Origin of the sequence: Alicycliphilus denitrificans (assembly GCF_044792555.1) — a bacterium.
Lineage (GTDB): Bacteria > Pseudomonadota > Gammaproteobacteria > Burkholderiales > Burkholderiaceae_C > Alicycliphilus > Alicycliphilus denitrificans_A.
The window spans coordinates 141,068-156,244 of the sequence record NZ_CP126239.1 but is presented as its reverse complement, the minus strand read 5'-3'; the positions used below and the strand labels follow the sequence as shown (position 1 = coordinate 156,244).

Below are 15,177 nucleotides of genomic sequence, written 5' to 3'. Positions count from 1 at the left end.
TCTGATCAATTCCATCTTCCACAGGACTTCCCATGAAATCTTCCCTTCTGCCCACCGTGATTCTTGCGCTCGCCGCACTCGCCTCTGGCGCCGCCATGGCCGCCGCTCCGGTCAAGACGGCCGGCGGCATGCTGGTCAACACCAGCGGCATGACGCTCTACACCTTCGACAACGACGTCGCGGGCAGCGGCAAGAGCGCCTGCAACGGCCCGTGCGCCGGCCTGTGGCCGCCGGTCATGGCAGAGGCCGATGCCAAGCCCGAAGGCGACATGAGCATCGTCACCCGCGACGACGGCACCAAGCAATGGGCCTACAAGGGCAAGCCGGTGTACCTGTACAAGTCCGACATGAAGGTCGGCGACATGACTGGCGACAACTTTAAGAACGTCTGGCACGTCATCAAGCCCTGATCGACCAGAACCGCAGAGAGCACAACGCCTCAGCCCATGCGCGCACAGGACGAAGCCGCGATCGTCGCCTGCATTCCCAGCCTGCGCCGTTACGCGCGCGGGCTGGTGGCAGACACCGCGCGGGCCGACGACCTGGTGCAGGACACGCTGGAGCGGGCTTGGAGCCGCTTATCGCTCTGGCAGAAACGCGGCGACATCCGCGCCTGGATGTTCGGCATCATGCACAACCACTTCATCGACGGCGTACGCGCCAGGAGTAGCCGACCCGAGGACAGCGCGGGCGACGACCTGCCCGACATCCCGCAGCGCGCCAGCCAGTCCGACGGCATCGAGGTCCGCGATTTGGACCGTGTCCTGCAGCGGTTGCCTGTGGAGCAACGCGAGGTGATGCTGCTCATCGCGGTCGAGGAAATGAGCTATGCGGAAGCCGCCACAGCGCTGGGCGTGCCCATCGGCACGGTGATGTCGCGGCTGGCGCGCGGCCGCGACAGGCTGCGACAGGAACTGCAAGGCCGTGCGCCATCAGCCCAAGTTGCCGCGCCCCTGCGTAGGATCAAGTGACATGGACGCTCCCCCACTCAAACCCATTTCCTCCGACGGCATCAAGCCGGTGACCGAAGCCGATCTGCATGCTTATGCGGATCAGCTTCTGGACCCTGCGCGGCATGTAGAGATCGATGCCTTCCTGGATGCCCACCCGGCCGAACGCCAGCGCGTGGACGACTGGCGCGCCCAGAACCTGGCGCTCAAGCAGATGCTCGACCCGGTCCTGTCCGAGCCCTTGCCGTTGCGCCTGCCTTTGAAGCCGGCGCCGGGGGCCGGCTGGCAGGACTGGCCATGGCGATCGCTGGCGGCCGGCGTGGCGATCGCGGTCGTCAGCACCGGGTCGGCCTGGTGGGGCCGCGGCGCCTATGACGGGCAGTTGCAGCGCAGCGCCACGCTGGCCGCTGCGAAGGCCGGCACGCTCAATGGTTTCGCCCACCGCGCCGCCGTGGCTCACGTGGTCTACAGCCCGGACGTGCGTCGCCCGGTGGAAGTCGGCGCCGACCAGGAGCAGGCGCTCGTCACCTGGCTGACCAAACGCATGGGCGCCGAAGTGAAACCGCCCGACTTGCGCGCCCTGGGCTACGAGCTCATCGGCGGGCGGCTGCTGCCGGGCGACAAGGGGCCGGTGGCACAGTTCATGTTCGGCGGCGCGAAGGGAGAGCGCCTGACGCTGTATGTCACCCGCGAGGACGCCGGACGCGAGACGGCTTTCAAGTTCGGTCAGGACGGTCCGGTGAATGTCTTCTATTGGGTCGACAAGGACTTCGGCTACGCCATCTCGTCGGGCAACAGCAAGCAGGAGATGCTGCGCGTTGCCGAGGCGGTTTACAGCCAGCTTGAAGCGCGCAAGTAATTTGGTCTTTCGACGCGCGAGATCTTTTCGATCCGCAAATCTTCAGGAATTGGAACCATGCAGTACAAGTCGCATTGGGAGCGTGTCTACAGCACAAAGTCGTCCAGTGCGTTGAGCTGGTTTCAACCGCGCGCGGACCAGTCTCTCGGCCTTATTCAGCGAATTGTCGCTGGCGAGCAGACTCGGATCATCGACGTCGGAGGCGGTTCTTCGACACTGGCGGACGACCTGCTGAAACTGGATGGCTTCGACGTCACCGTGCTCGACATCTCAAAACGGGCTCTCGAAGTGGCCCGTCAACGGCTTGCCTCAAACGCTGGCCTCGTGCGCTGGCTTGTGGGAGACATCACTCAGCTTGCCTTGCCCGCACAAGCCTACGACATCTGGCACGACAGGGCCGTCTTTCATTTCATGACCACGCCCGAGCAACGCCATGCCTACATCGCGCAAATGCGCCAGGCCGTGCGCCCGGGCGGTCACGTCATCGTCGCGGTGTTCGGGCCGGACGGGCCGATACAGTGCAGCGGGCTCCCGGTGATGCGGTATGCGCCCGATGCGCTGCACGCCGAGTTCGGCGACGCCTTCAAACTCGTCGAACATGCGTCGGAAGCCCATCGGACACCCGCAGGCGTGGAGCAGCAGTTTGTCTATTGCCACTGCGTGATGCACTGAAGCTTGGCCCGTACTTCACAGTCCATCGGGAAACGTGTAGATCACAGGAGACGCCGAGGGTTGCCCGATCACCAGCGCGATCTGGTCGTGCGGCTTCAGCGGAAGGTCGCGCACCGGCGTGAATTGCACCTTGCCGTTGACATACACCCGCAGCGCGCCCTTGAACCCCGCCACGTTGTCGGCCGCCAACGGCTGTCCCCACACGTCGAAGAAGTTGCCCAGCGTGTACACCCGGTCGTTTGGCGATTCGACATGCAGGATGCCGCTGGCATCATGCGTGTGCAGCCAGTAGTAGCCCTTACCGCCGCTGACAAAACCGCGATCGATGCGCAGCGGCGCAATGATGCCGATGCCGCGTGGCACTGCGATCTGTTCGCCCTTGTGGTAAATGGCCAGGTGGGCATGGAAATGGGTCTTGAGCATCTCCTGGCTTGAACCTTCGATGCCATCCACCGGCTGGCCTTGGCCGCCACGGGCGGTATTGCCGTCAGGAAACACGGACTTGCCGAGTTGCCCGCCCTGTATGAGCAGTTCGGCACCACCGGGGACTGCGGCCGGCCTGTCGTCGCCATGTGCAAAAACGGGCGGGGCACCGGCTGCGATGGCGATGGCGAATGCCGCTGCAACAAATGGCTGGAAGGTCATCGAGAGTCTCATCAGAAAAATTGAAAAAGAGCAGCGCTTGACCACCGCGGCTTCAGGCCCGCCTCGTGGCGACCACGCGCGGCCGCCAGGCATCGACAGGCGCTCCATTGCGGCCCATCGGCCAGTGGTCCAGCCAGTGCTGCAGCACGGCGACATCATCAGCCCGCCGCTGCCGGTGCAGCGAGTGTCCCTGGCCCGAATGCGTCAGGTGCACCAGATCGGTCGGCAGCGGCGGGCTCTGGTCGCCGAAGTACCAGAAATGCCATGACACCAGTGCGTTGAGGCCCGCGATGTCTCGCGCGGCCTCGCTGTCGTCGTGCAACGTGTTGGCCACCTGCTTCATCGAACCGTTCGCCATCGCACGGTAGAAATTGTCCGGGGGGCCGTCGCCGCCAGGTTGCTTGGCGACAAAACGCGGGTCCGCCCAGTAGTCGCCCAGCGCCATGACTTCATCGACGCGCATCGCGTAGATGAGCTGGTCGTTGTGACGGCTGCGCAGGCCGAGGATCCAGTCGCCGACGCGTGCCGAGCGACGAATCTGCGGCTTGCACACCGCGAGCGAGCACCAGCCGTGAAAAGGATTCGGCGACCCGCCGCGGTCTTGCCGCACGACGTACCGAAAGATGCGCGGGCCTTCGATCACTTCGGGCTGCGCAGTACCACCTTGGCTGCATCCATCGGCCCATCGCCTTCGATGACCACGATCGATGCGGTCTTAGGATTGGCTTCCGACTGCAGACGAGTGACCTCGCGGATTTCGCCGATCGCCGTGCCGTCGGCCATTCCCATCGGATTGGTTTTGAAGCTGGCGACGGGCACTTTCTGATCGCCCACATAGATGCTGTAGACCGTCTCCGGCTTGAGCTTGTAGAGGAACAGTTCCAGCGCATCGACCACGCCGAAATTTCGCGCCACCACGAAGCCCTTGGCGTCGCCGGAATCGGGCATGAGCGGGATGTTGACCGGCACCGCGTTCGCCAGCGGCTTCAGGTTGTCTGTGCCGGACCCTGAAGGCACGGCGTTCGAAACGTAGACCAGCGCCTGCGGAGCCTGTCCGATCGGCACCGTCGCCGTGACTTTGTCGCTGGCGGTGTCGATCACCTGGACCGCATCGCCGTTTTCCAGGCCGACGTACATGCGCTCGCTGTCGTCCGACGGCCAGACGCCGTGCGGCAACGCGCCGGTCGCGATGGTGTTGAGCAGCTTCGCCTCGCCATCGGTCGAATAGACCTTCACGACGTTCTCGCCACCTACCGCGACATACGCCAGCGTGCCGCGCGATGTTTTGGCGAAGCCGAGATGGTTGGTGATAAAGCCGGTGTCGATCACGCCGGTCACCCTCATCGACTTTACGTCGATGCGTGTGACCTTGCCGACGTCCTTGTGGCCCATCCAGACTTCCTTGCCCTCCGGCGTGAACTGCAGGAACGGCGAGAACGGACTCACGACCGGAATCCGTTTCACGATCTTGTACGCGCGCGTGTCGATCACCGCAACCTCGGGCGTGAAGCTCGACACCACGAAAGCACGCCCACCGTCCGGCGTGAACAGCACCATGCCGGGGCCGGGCGCAGTCTCGATCCGGCGTTTTTCCTTGAAGGTCTTCGCATCGATCACCGAGACGTAGTTCTCTCCGCGCACCACGGCCCAGACCTCTTTGCCGTCGCGCGTGAAGAAGGCTTCATGCGGAGAGCGCCCGACATAGGTCACGCCCTTCACCTTGTTGGTGGCCGTGTCGATGAAGGTCACCGAGTTCGAGCCGTTGGCAATGGCGACCAGCGTGCGGTGGTCGGGCGAGAAGCCGAGGCCATGAACGTTGATCTCGCCCTTGTAGATCGGCGACAGCACGTCGGGGCGCTGGTTGCCCAGCTTGATCTGGCCGAGCAAGGTGTTGGTGTTCGGGTCGATCACCGACACCGTGTTGGTGTTCTGGTCAGCGGTGTAGACACGGTCGCCGGGATTGGAAGCGGCCGATGCAGCGAAAGATGAAACGGCCAGCGCAGTGGCAAGGACCAGGGGTTTGAGTGAATTCATGGAAGGTCCTTCTTCGACGTGTCTCGAGCGACTACTTGGCGGGTGAGGCGTGGCGTGCGAGCCAGGCCTTCATCAGCCGGATCTCGTTGGCCTGCTCGGTGATGATTCCCTGTGCGAGGTTGCGCACTTCCGGGTCTTGCGTGTTGAGCAGGATCGACTTGGCCATGTCGATGGCGCCTTGGTGATGGGGAATCATCATGGTCATGAAGTCGTGCGCGGGCTGGCCGTTCATGGGCGCGGCGCGCATGTCGCGGTCCATCACGGTCATCGCGTCTTTCATCAGCGCATCGAAGGGTTTGGCTGTGCTGGCCACGAAGCTGGCCGGTGCGGCATCTTCGGCCTCCATGCCGTGCGCATGCTGATCGGCCGCCTGTGCCAACGAGCTGGCTGCGACCATCAACCCAATGACAGCGGCGCGAACGAAGCCGCGGCTCATGCCGCTTTCTTGTTCCATGCACTGCACCAGCCCGCGGCGGCGACCTGCTTGCCGGCGAACAACGGACAGCCACCCATCGCTTCCTTGGGCCTGCCTTGAAACAGCTGACAGTTCGCGCAGTTCTGGCTGGCCGCGTGATTCGGGAATTTCCTGGCGTCGACCTTGGTGGTGTCTTCCTTGTAGCCGAGCGCCATGGCCTGAGGATCGGTCTCCGCCAGCTTCGGGCCGCCGGACTGTGCGTGTGCGGCGGCGACGGACAGCGCAGTTGCCGCGCCGGCAACTTGCATGATGAAAAAGCGGCGATTCGTGGGGGTCATTTTTTGGATCTCGTGAGGGTTTTCGAAGGTGCCGGAATCTTTGCTCCGGTGGTTGGGGACGTGTTTATTGCTTCAAGACGAACGCAGCCAGCGCCTTCACCTCTTCGGGTTTCAATGCGGCGAAAGGCGGCATCGGCACGCTGCCCCATTTGCCGACGCTGCCGCCACGGATGCTGGCCTCCAGCTTCGACTGCGCCTGCGGGTCGGCCTTGTACTTCTCGGCGACGTCGTGATAGCCCGGGCCGACGATCTTCTGGTTCAGGCCATGGCAACTCAGGCAGGCGTTGCTCGCCAGAAGCGCCTGCACATTGACGCTCGCGCCACCGGCCGGTGGCGTGGCCGCAGCACCCGGTGACGTTGGCGGAGCGGGCGGCACTGGCGCGGGTGTGGATGCGGCGATCACACTGGCGTCTGTGGCCTTTGCGGACCCGTAGGCGACCGCCAGGTAGGCACCCACCTGCTTGACCTCATCGTCACTGATCGGCGCACCGTAGGTGTGCTGCATCTTGGCCATCTCGGCGGTCCACTGCGTCTGCGTCATGCCGGGTGGCTGGTAGTTGACGTAGTCCGCCGAATGGCAGATCGCGCATTTCTGCATCGCGATGGCGTAGCCCGGCAGCTTCGATGGGCGCAGCTTCGACGTATCGGGCTGCAGCTTGATGTCGGGCGGCGCGGCCAACGCGTTGAACGCGATCAACACGCAGCAGCCAAGAACGGCGCGGGCCAGGAAAGTGGTGGTTGTCATGGCGCGTCCTCAGGCGATGGTGACCGGCGTGGACTCGACCACATGGCGGCGGTAACCCGCCGGATTCCAGTCCACCGTGGCAGGCTGGCCTTCGCCCTTCTGGTTGGTCGCGCGGACCATGAGCACGGCTCGGCCCTTCTTCGCGAAGCTCACCGGCGCCCGCCATTCACGAAAGGAGAAGCGCCCCAGATCCTGGCCGAGCGTCGCCGCCTTCCAGCTCTGGCCGCCGTCGATGGAGACCTCCACCGTCTTGATGCCGGCACCGGCATCGAAGGCGATGCCCTTGAGTTCGATCGATCGGGCGGAGGGCAGGATGCCACCGGCCTGGACGCTGGTGATGAAGCTGCGCACGGGCAGCGTCGAGATCGGCCGCGTCTTCGCCGCTGCGGAACCCGGTGCCACGCACTGGCAGTCGTTGTCGGGCACGCGGTAGGCGGTCGTCATGAACAGCGCGTCATGGCCGTCGAACACATGGTCGATGACCTCGATTTCCGAGAGATGCTTGACCCAGTAGGTACCGAAGTAGCCCGGCACGATGAGCTTGACCGGGTAGCCGTTGAGGAACGGAAGGTCCTTGCCATTCATGTCCCACGCGAGCATCGGTTCATCCTGCAGCGCGTGTTCGATGTCCAGCGCCTTGCGGAAGTCCGAGGTGGCGGGCAGCACCGGCGTATCGAGGCCGTTGAAGGTCACCTGCCGCGCACCTGCGGCCACCCCCGCCTTCTCGAGCACCTTGCGCAGCGGCACGCCGACCCAGCGGGCGTTGCCCATCGCGCCATTGGCGAGCTGGGCGCCGAAGACGCGAGGCGACGAGTACCCGCGGCTGTTGCCGGAGCACTGGTTGACCGCCACCACCTCCACCGGCTCGGCCAATGCCTTCAGTTCGGCCAGCGACAGATTCAACGGCGTGTTGACCTTTCCCTTGACGGTGAGCCGGTAGGTGGCAGGGTCGACCGCCAGCGGGATGTTGGCCAGGTGGTAACGCACGAAGAAGGCGTCGTTGGCAGTGATCGGCCCTTCGTTGAAGACCGAGAACGGGGTCTCGAGGTGCGGTGGCCGCGTCGTCACGCGGATCAGCGGGCGCTTCTGCGGGTAGGTCACCAGCGGCCGCGGTCCGTCTGCAAAGGTTACGCCGTCACCGGTTCGCGACCGGCCGCCAGCGCGGCAAGCGGCGACGCACCCAGCGCGAGAAGACCGGCGCTCTGGACGAAGCGCCGACGGGATGAAGCGCGCTGGGCGTCTTGCTGCGCGGTGGGTACGGTTTCGCGACCTGATCTCATGGGTTGTCTCCATTTGTTAGATAAATACAGCGGCGATTCAGGGTGTCTTCCAACCCCACTTTGCGAAGATTGCTTGTCCAGCAGGCGATTTCAGGTAGTCCACGAACGCTTTCGCCTGAGGCGCTGCCCCGCCGCGATGGGTGATGACGACGCCAACGTCTCGGTAAATGCGGAAGGGTTCATCCATCTCCACCAGTTGCGCCAGATCGGGGTTGGACACCTGCCAGATGTTCCAGATCAACCAGGCGTCGATGTCAGGCTCCTGGGTCCAGCGTTGACGCGCCTCCGCACTGTTGGCGGCTTCGGGCAACAACAGGTTCTTGCGGAATGCGCGAACGATGGCGATGTCGCCCGTACGGCCGGCCACGTCCTCCCACAACCCGGTCTGCCCGGCGCCCGCAACGGCCATCACCTTGATGCCCGGGGCCAGAAGGTCGCGAAATCCCCGGATGCGCTTGGGATTTCCAGGGCGAACGAGGATGGCGGACGGTCGCAGGTACAGTGGTTCAGCTTCCTTCAGATCGAACGCACCGGGCAGTGCCTTCGCAAAGTCGCTCATCATGTTTTCAGCGCCGCTGTAAATGACGTCTGCATCCTGTTTGGCCTTTTCTACCCATTGGGGAGTCGGGCCTGCTGTAACGTTAACTTCCACGTTTTGAAGCGCGCCGAAGGTCTTGGCTGCCTCCTTCATGGCGGGAGCGGGACCGCCCGGGCCATAGACGTTGAGCGTTGAACCGGCCCAGGCTGGACCGACTGCCAGCAGCATCGCGGACGCGCAGGCCAGCAAATGGACCGCAATTCTTCGCGACACCCACTTCATGGTGCGGCCTTCTGCATCTTCGCCGCCGGCGCAGCCAGCGTCGCCTCCACCCGGTTGCTCGCCAGGTCCACCTTGGCCAGGCCCAGGTCTTCATTCAGCACATAGGCCGTCCTGCCGTCGCGCGTGAAGACGATCGCCTGCCGCGGCTCCTTGAAACCCGTGATGGTGGCGACCACGCTCCTGCTCGCGACGTCGATGACGGAGAGCGAGTTGTCGCCCAGGTTGCCGGCGTAGATGCGCTGGCCATCGGGCGACAGCGCCGCGCCGTACGGGTCCTTGCCGACGGCGATCGTCGAATCGATGGCGCGCTTGTCCAGGTCGACGACCGCGATGGTGTTGCTGCCGCTGTTCGCCGCGAAGAGGGTCTTGCCATCGGCGGTGACCGAGATCGCGCGCAGCTTGTTGAAGCCGGTGATCTCCCCGTCGATCTTGTTGGTCGCCGTGTTCACGATGGTGATCTTGTCGCCCATGAAGTTGGTGACGTACAAGGCCGATCCGTCGGGACTCAGGCGCACGCCCTGGCGCGGCTGCGCGAAGCCCGTGATGACGGCACGCGGCTCGCCGCTCGCGAGATCGAAGCGCGTGACGGTGCTGGCTGCCTGGTTGTTCACGTACATCGTGGCGCCGTCCTTGCTCAGCACGGTGCCGAAGGCGCCGGGGCCTGCGGGCAAGGTGCCGACCGTCGTCAGGCTGGAAGTGGCGATCTTGGCCACGGTGCCCAGGCTGCTGTCCGAGACATAGAAGAATTCGCCCGACGGCGCGAACACGATGTTGCGCGGCGTCACGAAGCCGTTCAGCACCGCGCGCACCTTGCCCGCCTTCAGGTCGTAGACGACGACGTCCGGGCGTTCGCTGTACGACACCACGGCCGTGCCCTCGTCCGGGCTGAGCGCCAGCGAGTTGTTGCGGATGGCGCCGTCGAAGGTCCAGCGCTGCGTCGCGCTTGCGGATGCAGCGACAGGTGCAGGTTGTGCCGAAGCTGCCGAAGGAATCGAGGCGAGTGTCGAGAGGGCGAGGCACAGCGAGAGTGCGAGGGCACGGAGTTTCATGAGGATCTTTCGGTGGTCTGGAGGGGTGGACGAATGGCGGAGCCGATTTATTCCAGGTCCGCCCTGTCAATTCAGAAGCGACGTGATGCCCGCGTTGATGGCGAAGCCGCCGCACACCAGCCAGACGAAGAGCACGGCCGCCAGCGCCAGCGGCTTGATGCCGGCCTTGCGGAGGGCCGAGACGTGCGTCGTCAAGCCGAGCCCGGCCATGGCCATCGCCAGCAGCACCGTGTCGATGTCGATCACCTGCCTCACCACCGCGTGGGGCAGCACAGCGAGCGAGTTGAGCCCGGCGATCGCCACGAACCCGAGGGCAAACCAGGGAATCACGATGCCGCCGCGTGGCGAGGCCTTGTCTTCCACTTCGCTTCGCGATCGACCGCATCCGCGTCCCTGGCAGCGGAGCGGGAGAGATAAGCCGACAGGATGATGAGAAACGGCGCCAGCATCATCACGCGAACCATCTTGGCGATGACGGCGGTGTTCGCGGCCTGCTCGCCGACGGCACGACCGGCAGCGACCACCTGTGCCACTTCATGGATCGTCGAGCCAGCGAACACGCCGTAGGCGGTCGGCGACAGGTCGAACAGCCGGTATTGCGCGATCAGGTGATACAGCACCGGATACAGGAAGATCGCCAGCGTCCCGAACACCACCACCGTGGCCACCGCGACCATCACCTGCTCGGCGCGGCCGCGCACGACGGGTTCGGCCGCCATCACCGCCGCCGCGCCGCAGATCGAACTGCCGGCGCCGATCAGCATGGCCGTCTTGCGGTCGAGGCCGAACACCCGCGTGCCGAGGAAGCAGGCTAGGCCGAAAGTGCTGCACAGCACCGTCGCGTCGATCGCGACGCCAGTCCAGCCGACGTCGCCGATGTCCTGGAAGGTCAGGCGCAGGCCGTACAGGATGATGCCCAGGCGCAGCAGGCTGGCCTTGGAGAAGGTCACGCCGGCGCCGGCCGTGGCGCCGATGCGGGGGTAGACGGTATTGCCGACCACCATGCCCAGCACGATGGCCAGGGTCAGGGCGCTGATGCCGTTGGATTGCAGCCAGCCGATCTTGCCCAGCTGGATCGACGCGAATGCCAGGACACCCGTCAGTGCGAGGCCGGGAGCCAACTGGCGCACACGCTGCATGCCAGCAGGGGTGCGCATCGGTTGAGCGGTAAGGGTGGCGGTGTGCATCGTTTTCTCCATCGCGTCGTTTTCGGAAGGCATGGACGAACTTTGAACCGATGCGATCTATCCGGCAAACGGATACTTCCGCTATAACCTAGTCGTCGAACAGGTAACGAAAGCGTTTGGATGCGTCTGACATTGCGTCAACTCCTGATCTTCACGGCCGTGGCCGACACCGGCAGCACCACCGCCGCCGGAGAGCGGGTCTCACTGTCGCAGTCGGCGACCAGCGGTGCGCTGAACGAGCTGGAAAGCCTGCTCGGCGCCCGACTGTTCGACCGCATCGGCAAGCGCTTGCTTCTGAACGACAACGGTCGTGCATTGCTTCCGCAGGCAAGGGCCTTGCTCGACGGCGCGCAGGAGATCGAAAGCTGGTTCGGGCTCGGCAGCACGGGACCTGCAACCGAGCCCTTGGTCACGCGCCTTCGCGTTGGTGCCAGCACGACGATCGGCAACTACGTGCTGCCGGCGTTGGTCGCGGCCTACCGAAAGGCATGGCCCGGTGCCACGGTGGACGTGGTCATCGGCAACACGCGCGACGTCGCCGCCGCCGTGGCGCGGCTGGAGGTCGACATCGGTCTGATCGAGGGACCGTGCCACGAAACGGAGCTACGTGTCTCGCCGTGGCTGCAGGACGAACTGGTCATCGTGGCGGCACCGACGCATGCACTGGTGCAGCCCGGTGCGCAGGCGCGCGTCTCGTTGAAGGCTTTGCGTCAGGCGAGTTGGTTGCTTCGCGAACCCGGCTCCGGAACGCGCGAGGCGGTGGAGCATGCGCTGCTGCCGCACCTGTACCACCTGAACGGCGACATGCAGCCGGGCAGCACCGAGGCCATCAAGCAGGCCGCGGCCGAGGGCCTCGGGCTAGCCTGCCTGTCGCTGTGCGCGGTGCAGGACTTGGTCACGCTCGGCAGATTGGTCATTCTGCGAACCACGTTGCCTCGCCTGACACGCCGCTTCTATCTGGTGCACCATCAGAAAAAGCGCCTTTCGGGCAACCTGCAGCGCTTTGTGGCGCACTGCGAGCGTCTTGAAATGGAATCCCCGTGGCTGCCAACGAAAAACCCGACGAATTAGTGCCAGCGAAACGCAGCCTTGCCCGGTTGTGGGGCATGGGGCCGGCCGCCAAGACGCTGCGCGTCTGGTCGTGGGCGGGCGTGACGGGCGCGCTCGCTGCGGCTGCCGTCGTGGGCTTCCGGTGGTTGACGCAATGGGTCGAAGAACTGGCTACCGGACAACGCGGCGGACTGGTCGTAGCCGCGTTGTCGTTGTCGCCCTGGCACCGCGCGCTGGTCTGCACCGCGGGCGGCGGCTTCATCGCAGGGCTGGTCCTGCAAGGCGGAACGGTCTGGGCCAGGCGGGGGCCAGGCGGAGCGGTGAACCTCGACTACATCGATGCCGCGCGCGCCGGAAGAGTCGACCTGAACGATCGAACGACGTTGACACGCACGGTGTCCTCGCTCTTTTCCGTCGGCACGGGCGCTTCCATCGGACGCGAAGGGCCGATGATCCAACTGGCTGCCTGGGTCAGTGCGCGGCTGGCACGACTCGTCGCGACGGCGCCGGAGCAACGCAACACGCTGCTGGTGTGCGGCATCGCCGCAGGCATCGGGTCGGCGTACCACGCACCCATCGCCGGCGTTGTCTTTGTTCTGGAACTGGCGCTCGGTTTTCTCGCGCGCCACACGGTCGCGCCAGTGCTGATCGCGTCGGCCACGGCCAGTTCACTGATCTACTGGCTGGTCGAACCCAAACCGCTCTACGACGTTCCGCCTGTCGTCATGGCACCGACGAGCCTCGGCATCGCCTTGCTCGCCGGCGTGCTGTTCGGCGGGTTGGGCTGGGGGTTGCTGGCGCTGCTCGAATTGGGGCGAAGCTGGTTCGCGCGCATCCGTACGCCAGTCCTGCGCCTCGGACTCGGGGGCTTGCTCGTGGGGCTGTTGTCGGCTTGGGTGCCGCAGGTCTGGGGCAATGGCTACAGCGTGGTGTCGCAGGTGCTTCACGGTGACCACGCCTGGCAATGGCTCGCGTGGGTGCTGCTCGCAAAAGTGGTGGCGACGACACTGAGTTCTGGCAGCGGCGCGATCGGCGGTGTGTTCACGCCATCGCTTTTCGTCGGGGCGACCGCTGGAAGTGTCTTGGCCCAAGTGGCAGCGCTCTGGTTGCCGGCGGCATGGGTGGGCGATCCGCGTCTGCTCGCGGTGGTCGGCATGGCGGCGGTGCTGGCCGCAGTCACCCATGCGCCGCTGATGGCGATCGTGATGGTGCTGGAGATGACAAATCAATTCCAGCTCACCGTTCCAGTGATGCTGGCCTGCGGCGTGGCCTACGCCATCAGCACACAATTCGGCGCCCGACCGCTCTATGGAAATCCGATCGAATCGCCGATGGCGCAGAAGCCGAATCCCTGAGCCTGTGTTAGATCGCGGGTTCTGCACGCAGCGACTTGCGACGCTCAATGCCTTCGAAGACGATCATTCCAGTGAGCATCGCAGCCGTGAAGACAAGCGCCTTGCTTTTCCCCTATTCCGAGCGCCACCCGACCCGGTCCGGGACAGAAACCCGCAAATCCCCGAGCGAAGCGTGGTGCTGCTTGATGCCAAGGAGGATGCCGGCGATACATTGGCGGAACGGATGGCCATCACTGCGACTTTTCTCCCCCGCTTGATGGGTTTCGATCGCCGAGGGTGCGCCCGCACTCTTCTCCGTCGATCGACGCTGCGATTCCTTCCCAAAATGGTGGACGCTCGCCTCGCGCGGGTTGAACTCGGCCGCCGACCTGAGGCCATCGCTTGAAATCAATCGAAGCGAGCGATAACGGCGGCCCGCAAGGGGGTCTGGAGCACTTCGGGCCCGCGCGCTCTCGATTTGCATACGTTTGCCGCGTCGCAATTTCCGCTTGCAGTGCAAGCGGTCAGTCGATGCTCGAGACCGACTGACCGCAACCAGCCTGAAGCAGACCTGCCGCACAGCCGACTCAGCAGCGGTTGCGGCCAGTCAAAGGGATGCGACCTACTAGCGCTAAACGGCAAAAAAAGAAAAGCGCTCCCCTCCCGGACTTGCGGCTCTGCGCCATGATCAGAAACACTGGGTACCATTTCAACGTTTGGTAAGCGCGCTATTCTGCGAACCAAATTGGCCTTGAAATTCACACACCGAGAGGTGCTCTGCTTGTGCAGGCGGGTAGAACCAAAGGGAAAATCAGCATGTCGTCATGTGGTCCTATTAGGGAGCGGAAAAGCGCGGTCCCGGCCCGATCCAGTTACGTCGCAGACGCCGCTCAAGTTACAGGTTCAGAAGGCAGAGGACGTAACCGCCGATCATTGGCCAGAGAAACGGTGGTGCGAGCAAGGCCAAACCGTGCCCCTCTCGTCTACGTGTGTGTGTATCGGCAGGTCTTGCCAAACGCAACGCGCGCTTGGGACGTTGTCAATGATGCTGCCACGCGGTACCCAGATTTAGCGGAGCTATTAAAGCGATACAGATCGGAGCGGTCTGTTTATGACTGGGGTGACGACCCTTCGTTCTTCAGTGCGGAGTACCACGACGGGCGCCCAGAGCTGGCAGCATGGGGCGTGTGTCGGCCGAACGTGCGCGAGAAGTTGTATCCGGGCGATATCGTCCTGTATTTTTGCGCAAGAAGGCTGATATGCACTGGGCACACTGAATACTTTTATGCAGGTGTTGGGACGGTAGGAGTCCGAATTGAAGACAGGCGACGTGAGGTGTGGAGCGACAGCACAAGTGACGAGCTTCGTCGGTTCCGCAACCATTTGAACGTCTTGGTCACCTATGACAATCGCGATCAATGCGTGCGGCATGAGCGCTTCCCCCCAGGGCATCCCGTTGATTGGCATGAGCGCGCGGACAGCCCATATATCGTGTTCGATCCTGCCCGGTCAAAGTTCAACATGAAGAGGCCATTGCGTGTTGCAGTCGCTCAGCACGGGGCCAAGAATGAGATTTGGATTTCGGATGGAGGCGCCAGGATTATGGAACTTCGAGCAGCTGTCTTCGATGACCTTGGCGTAACCCGGGGTCTGCGTACCTCGTATCGTGGTACGGCGCATCCGCACATCAACTTAACGAGGAAGCTCGCGGAAGCGGGCATCAGTGCTGATGAGTTTAGGAGCCGAGTGATTGCTTTGGTGTGATGGGGCGAAGAGGTCGAGGGGAATTGCGGCCATCG

15 protein-coding genes and 3 pseudogenes are annotated in these 15,177 nt (G+C 64.1%); 7 read left to right on the top strand and 11 right to left on the bottom strand.

Going from position 1 to position 15,177, the window contains the following annotated elements; translation table 11 throughout:
• Window positions 1-32: 32 nt before the first annotated feature.
• From P7644_RS20650 to P7644_RS20635, 4 genes are read left to right on the top strand one after another with little or no spacing between them, the layout of a single operon-like run.
• The gene (locus P7644_RS20650; RefSeq protein ID WP_404303295.1) at window positions 33-410 is read left to right on the top strand and encodes a hypothetical protein; all 378 of its coding nucleotides are present in this window, start codon (window positions 33-35) and stop codon (window positions 408-410) included.
• A gap of 36 nt (window positions 411-446) precedes the next feature.
• Window positions 447-971: an RNA polymerase sigma factor gene (locus P7644_RS20645; protein ID WP_404303292.1), complete on the top strand. Its 525-nt coding sequence runs from the start codon at window positions 447-449 to the stop codon at window positions 969-971.
• Window position 972: 1 nt separating this feature from the next.
• On the top strand, window positions 973-1,809 hold the full coding sequence (locus tag P7644_RS20640) for an anti-sigma factor family protein (protein ID WP_404303290.1): 837 nt from the start codon (window positions 973-975) through the stop codon (window positions 1,807-1,809).
• 57 nt (window positions 1,810-1,866) lie between these two features.
• Window positions 1,867-2,481, top strand: a complete 615-nt coding sequence (locus P7644_RS20635) for a class I SAM-dependent methyltransferase (protein ID WP_404303289.1) — start codon at window positions 1,867-1,869, stop codon at window positions 2,479-2,481.
• Window positions 2,482-2,496: 15 nt separating this feature from the next.
• Here the strand turns inward: P7644_RS20635 and P7644_RS20630 are convergent, their stop codons facing one another.
• From P7644_RS20630 to P7644_RS20585, 10 genes and pseudogenes are all read right to left on the bottom strand, one after another.
• Window positions 2,497-3,234 carry a hypothetical protein gene (locus P7644_RS20630; protein WP_404303288.1) on the bottom strand — a complete coding sequence of 246 codons (738 nt, stop codon included), beginning with the start codon at window positions 3,232-3,234 and terminating at the stop codon, window positions 2,497-2,499.
• The gene (locus tag P7644_RS20625) at window positions 3,179-3,769 is read right to left on the bottom strand and encodes a hypothetical protein (protein ID WP_404303287.1); all 591 of its coding nucleotides are present in this window, start codon (window positions 3,767-3,769) and stop codon (window positions 3,179-3,181) included. Before P7644_RS20625 ends, P7644_RS20630 begins: the two co-directional genes overlap by 56 nt.
• Entirely contained in the window at window positions 3,766-5,160 is a 1,395-nt protein-coding gene (locus tag P7644_RS20620; RefSeq protein WP_404303286.1) for a hypothetical protein, read from the bottom strand. The genes P7644_RS20625 and P7644_RS20620 overlap by 4 nt, the downstream gene beginning before the upstream one ends.
• A gap of 31 nt (window positions 5,161-5,191) precedes the next feature.
• The gene (locus P7644_RS20615) at window positions 5,192-5,614 is read right to left on the bottom strand and encodes a DUF305 domain-containing protein (RefSeq protein WP_404303285.1); all 423 of its coding nucleotides are present in this window, start codon (window positions 5,612-5,614) and stop codon (window positions 5,192-5,194) included.
• Window positions 5,593-5,913: a high-potential iron-sulfur protein gene (locus P7644_RS20610; protein WP_404303284.1), complete on the bottom strand. Its 321-nt coding sequence runs from the start codon at window positions 5,911-5,913 to the stop codon at window positions 5,593-5,595. Before P7644_RS20610 ends, P7644_RS20615 begins: the two co-directional genes overlap by 22 nt.
• 64 nt (window positions 5,914-5,977) lie before the next feature.
• Window positions 5,978-6,658, bottom strand: a complete 681-nt coding sequence (locus tag P7644_RS20605; RefSeq protein ID WP_404303283.1) for a c-type cytochrome — start codon at window positions 6,656-6,658, stop codon at window positions 5,978-5,980.
• Window positions 6,659-6,667: 9 nt separating this feature from the next.
• A pseudogene (locus tag P7644_RS20600) lies at window positions 6,668-7,938 on the bottom strand (molybdopterin-dependent oxidoreductase).
• Window positions 7,939-7,975: 37 nt separating this feature from the next.
• The gene (locus tag P7644_RS20595; protein ID WP_404303282.1) at window positions 7,976-8,758 is read right to left on the bottom strand and encodes a substrate-binding domain-containing protein; all 783 of its coding nucleotides are present in this window, start codon (window positions 8,756-8,758) and stop codon (window positions 7,976-7,978) included.
• Window positions 8,755-9,807: a YncE family protein gene (locus P7644_RS20590; protein ID WP_008902880.1), complete on the bottom strand. Its 1,053-nt coding sequence runs from the start codon at window positions 9,805-9,807 to the stop codon at window positions 8,755-8,757. Before P7644_RS20590 ends, P7644_RS20595 begins: the two co-directional genes overlap by 4 nt.
• 66 nt (window positions 9,808-9,873) lie before the next feature.
• Window positions 9,874-10,994 (bottom strand): annotated as a pseudogene (locus P7644_RS20585) (YeiH family protein).
• Between the two features lie 120 nt (window positions 10,995-11,114).
• Between P7644_RS20585 and P7644_RS20580 the strand changes: the two are divergent.
• Together P7644_RS20580 and P7644_RS20575 are read left to right on the top strand one after the other, a co-directional pair.
• On the top strand, window positions 11,115-12,065 hold the full coding sequence (locus P7644_RS20580; protein WP_008902878.1) for a LysR family transcriptional regulator: 951 nt from the start codon (window positions 11,115-11,117) through the stop codon (window positions 12,063-12,065).
• Window positions 12,035-13,399 (top strand): chloride channel protein, encoded by a 1,365-nt coding sequence (locus P7644_RS20575; RefSeq protein ID WP_404303280.1) that lies wholly within the window; start codon window positions 12,035-12,037, stop codon window positions 13,397-13,399. The genes P7644_RS20580 and P7644_RS20575 overlap by 31 nt, the downstream gene beginning before the upstream one ends.
• A gap of 7 nt (window positions 13,400-13,406) precedes the next feature.
• On the opposite strand, the pseudogene P7644_RS20570 reads toward P7644_RS20575, so the two are convergent.
• Window positions 13,407-13,560 (bottom strand): annotated as a pseudogene (locus P7644_RS20570) (DUF6691 family protein); the annotation flags it as partial.
• Between the two features lie 1,210 nt (window positions 13,561-14,770).
• On the opposite strand from P7644_RS20570, the gene P7644_RS20565 reads away from it, so the two are divergent.
• Window positions 14,771-15,142, top strand: coding sequence for a hypothetical protein (locus tag P7644_RS20565; protein WP_404303279.1), 372 nt, complete (start codon window positions 14,771-14,773; stop codon window positions 15,140-15,142).
• The last annotated feature ends 35 nt before the right edge of the window (window positions 15,143-15,177 follow it).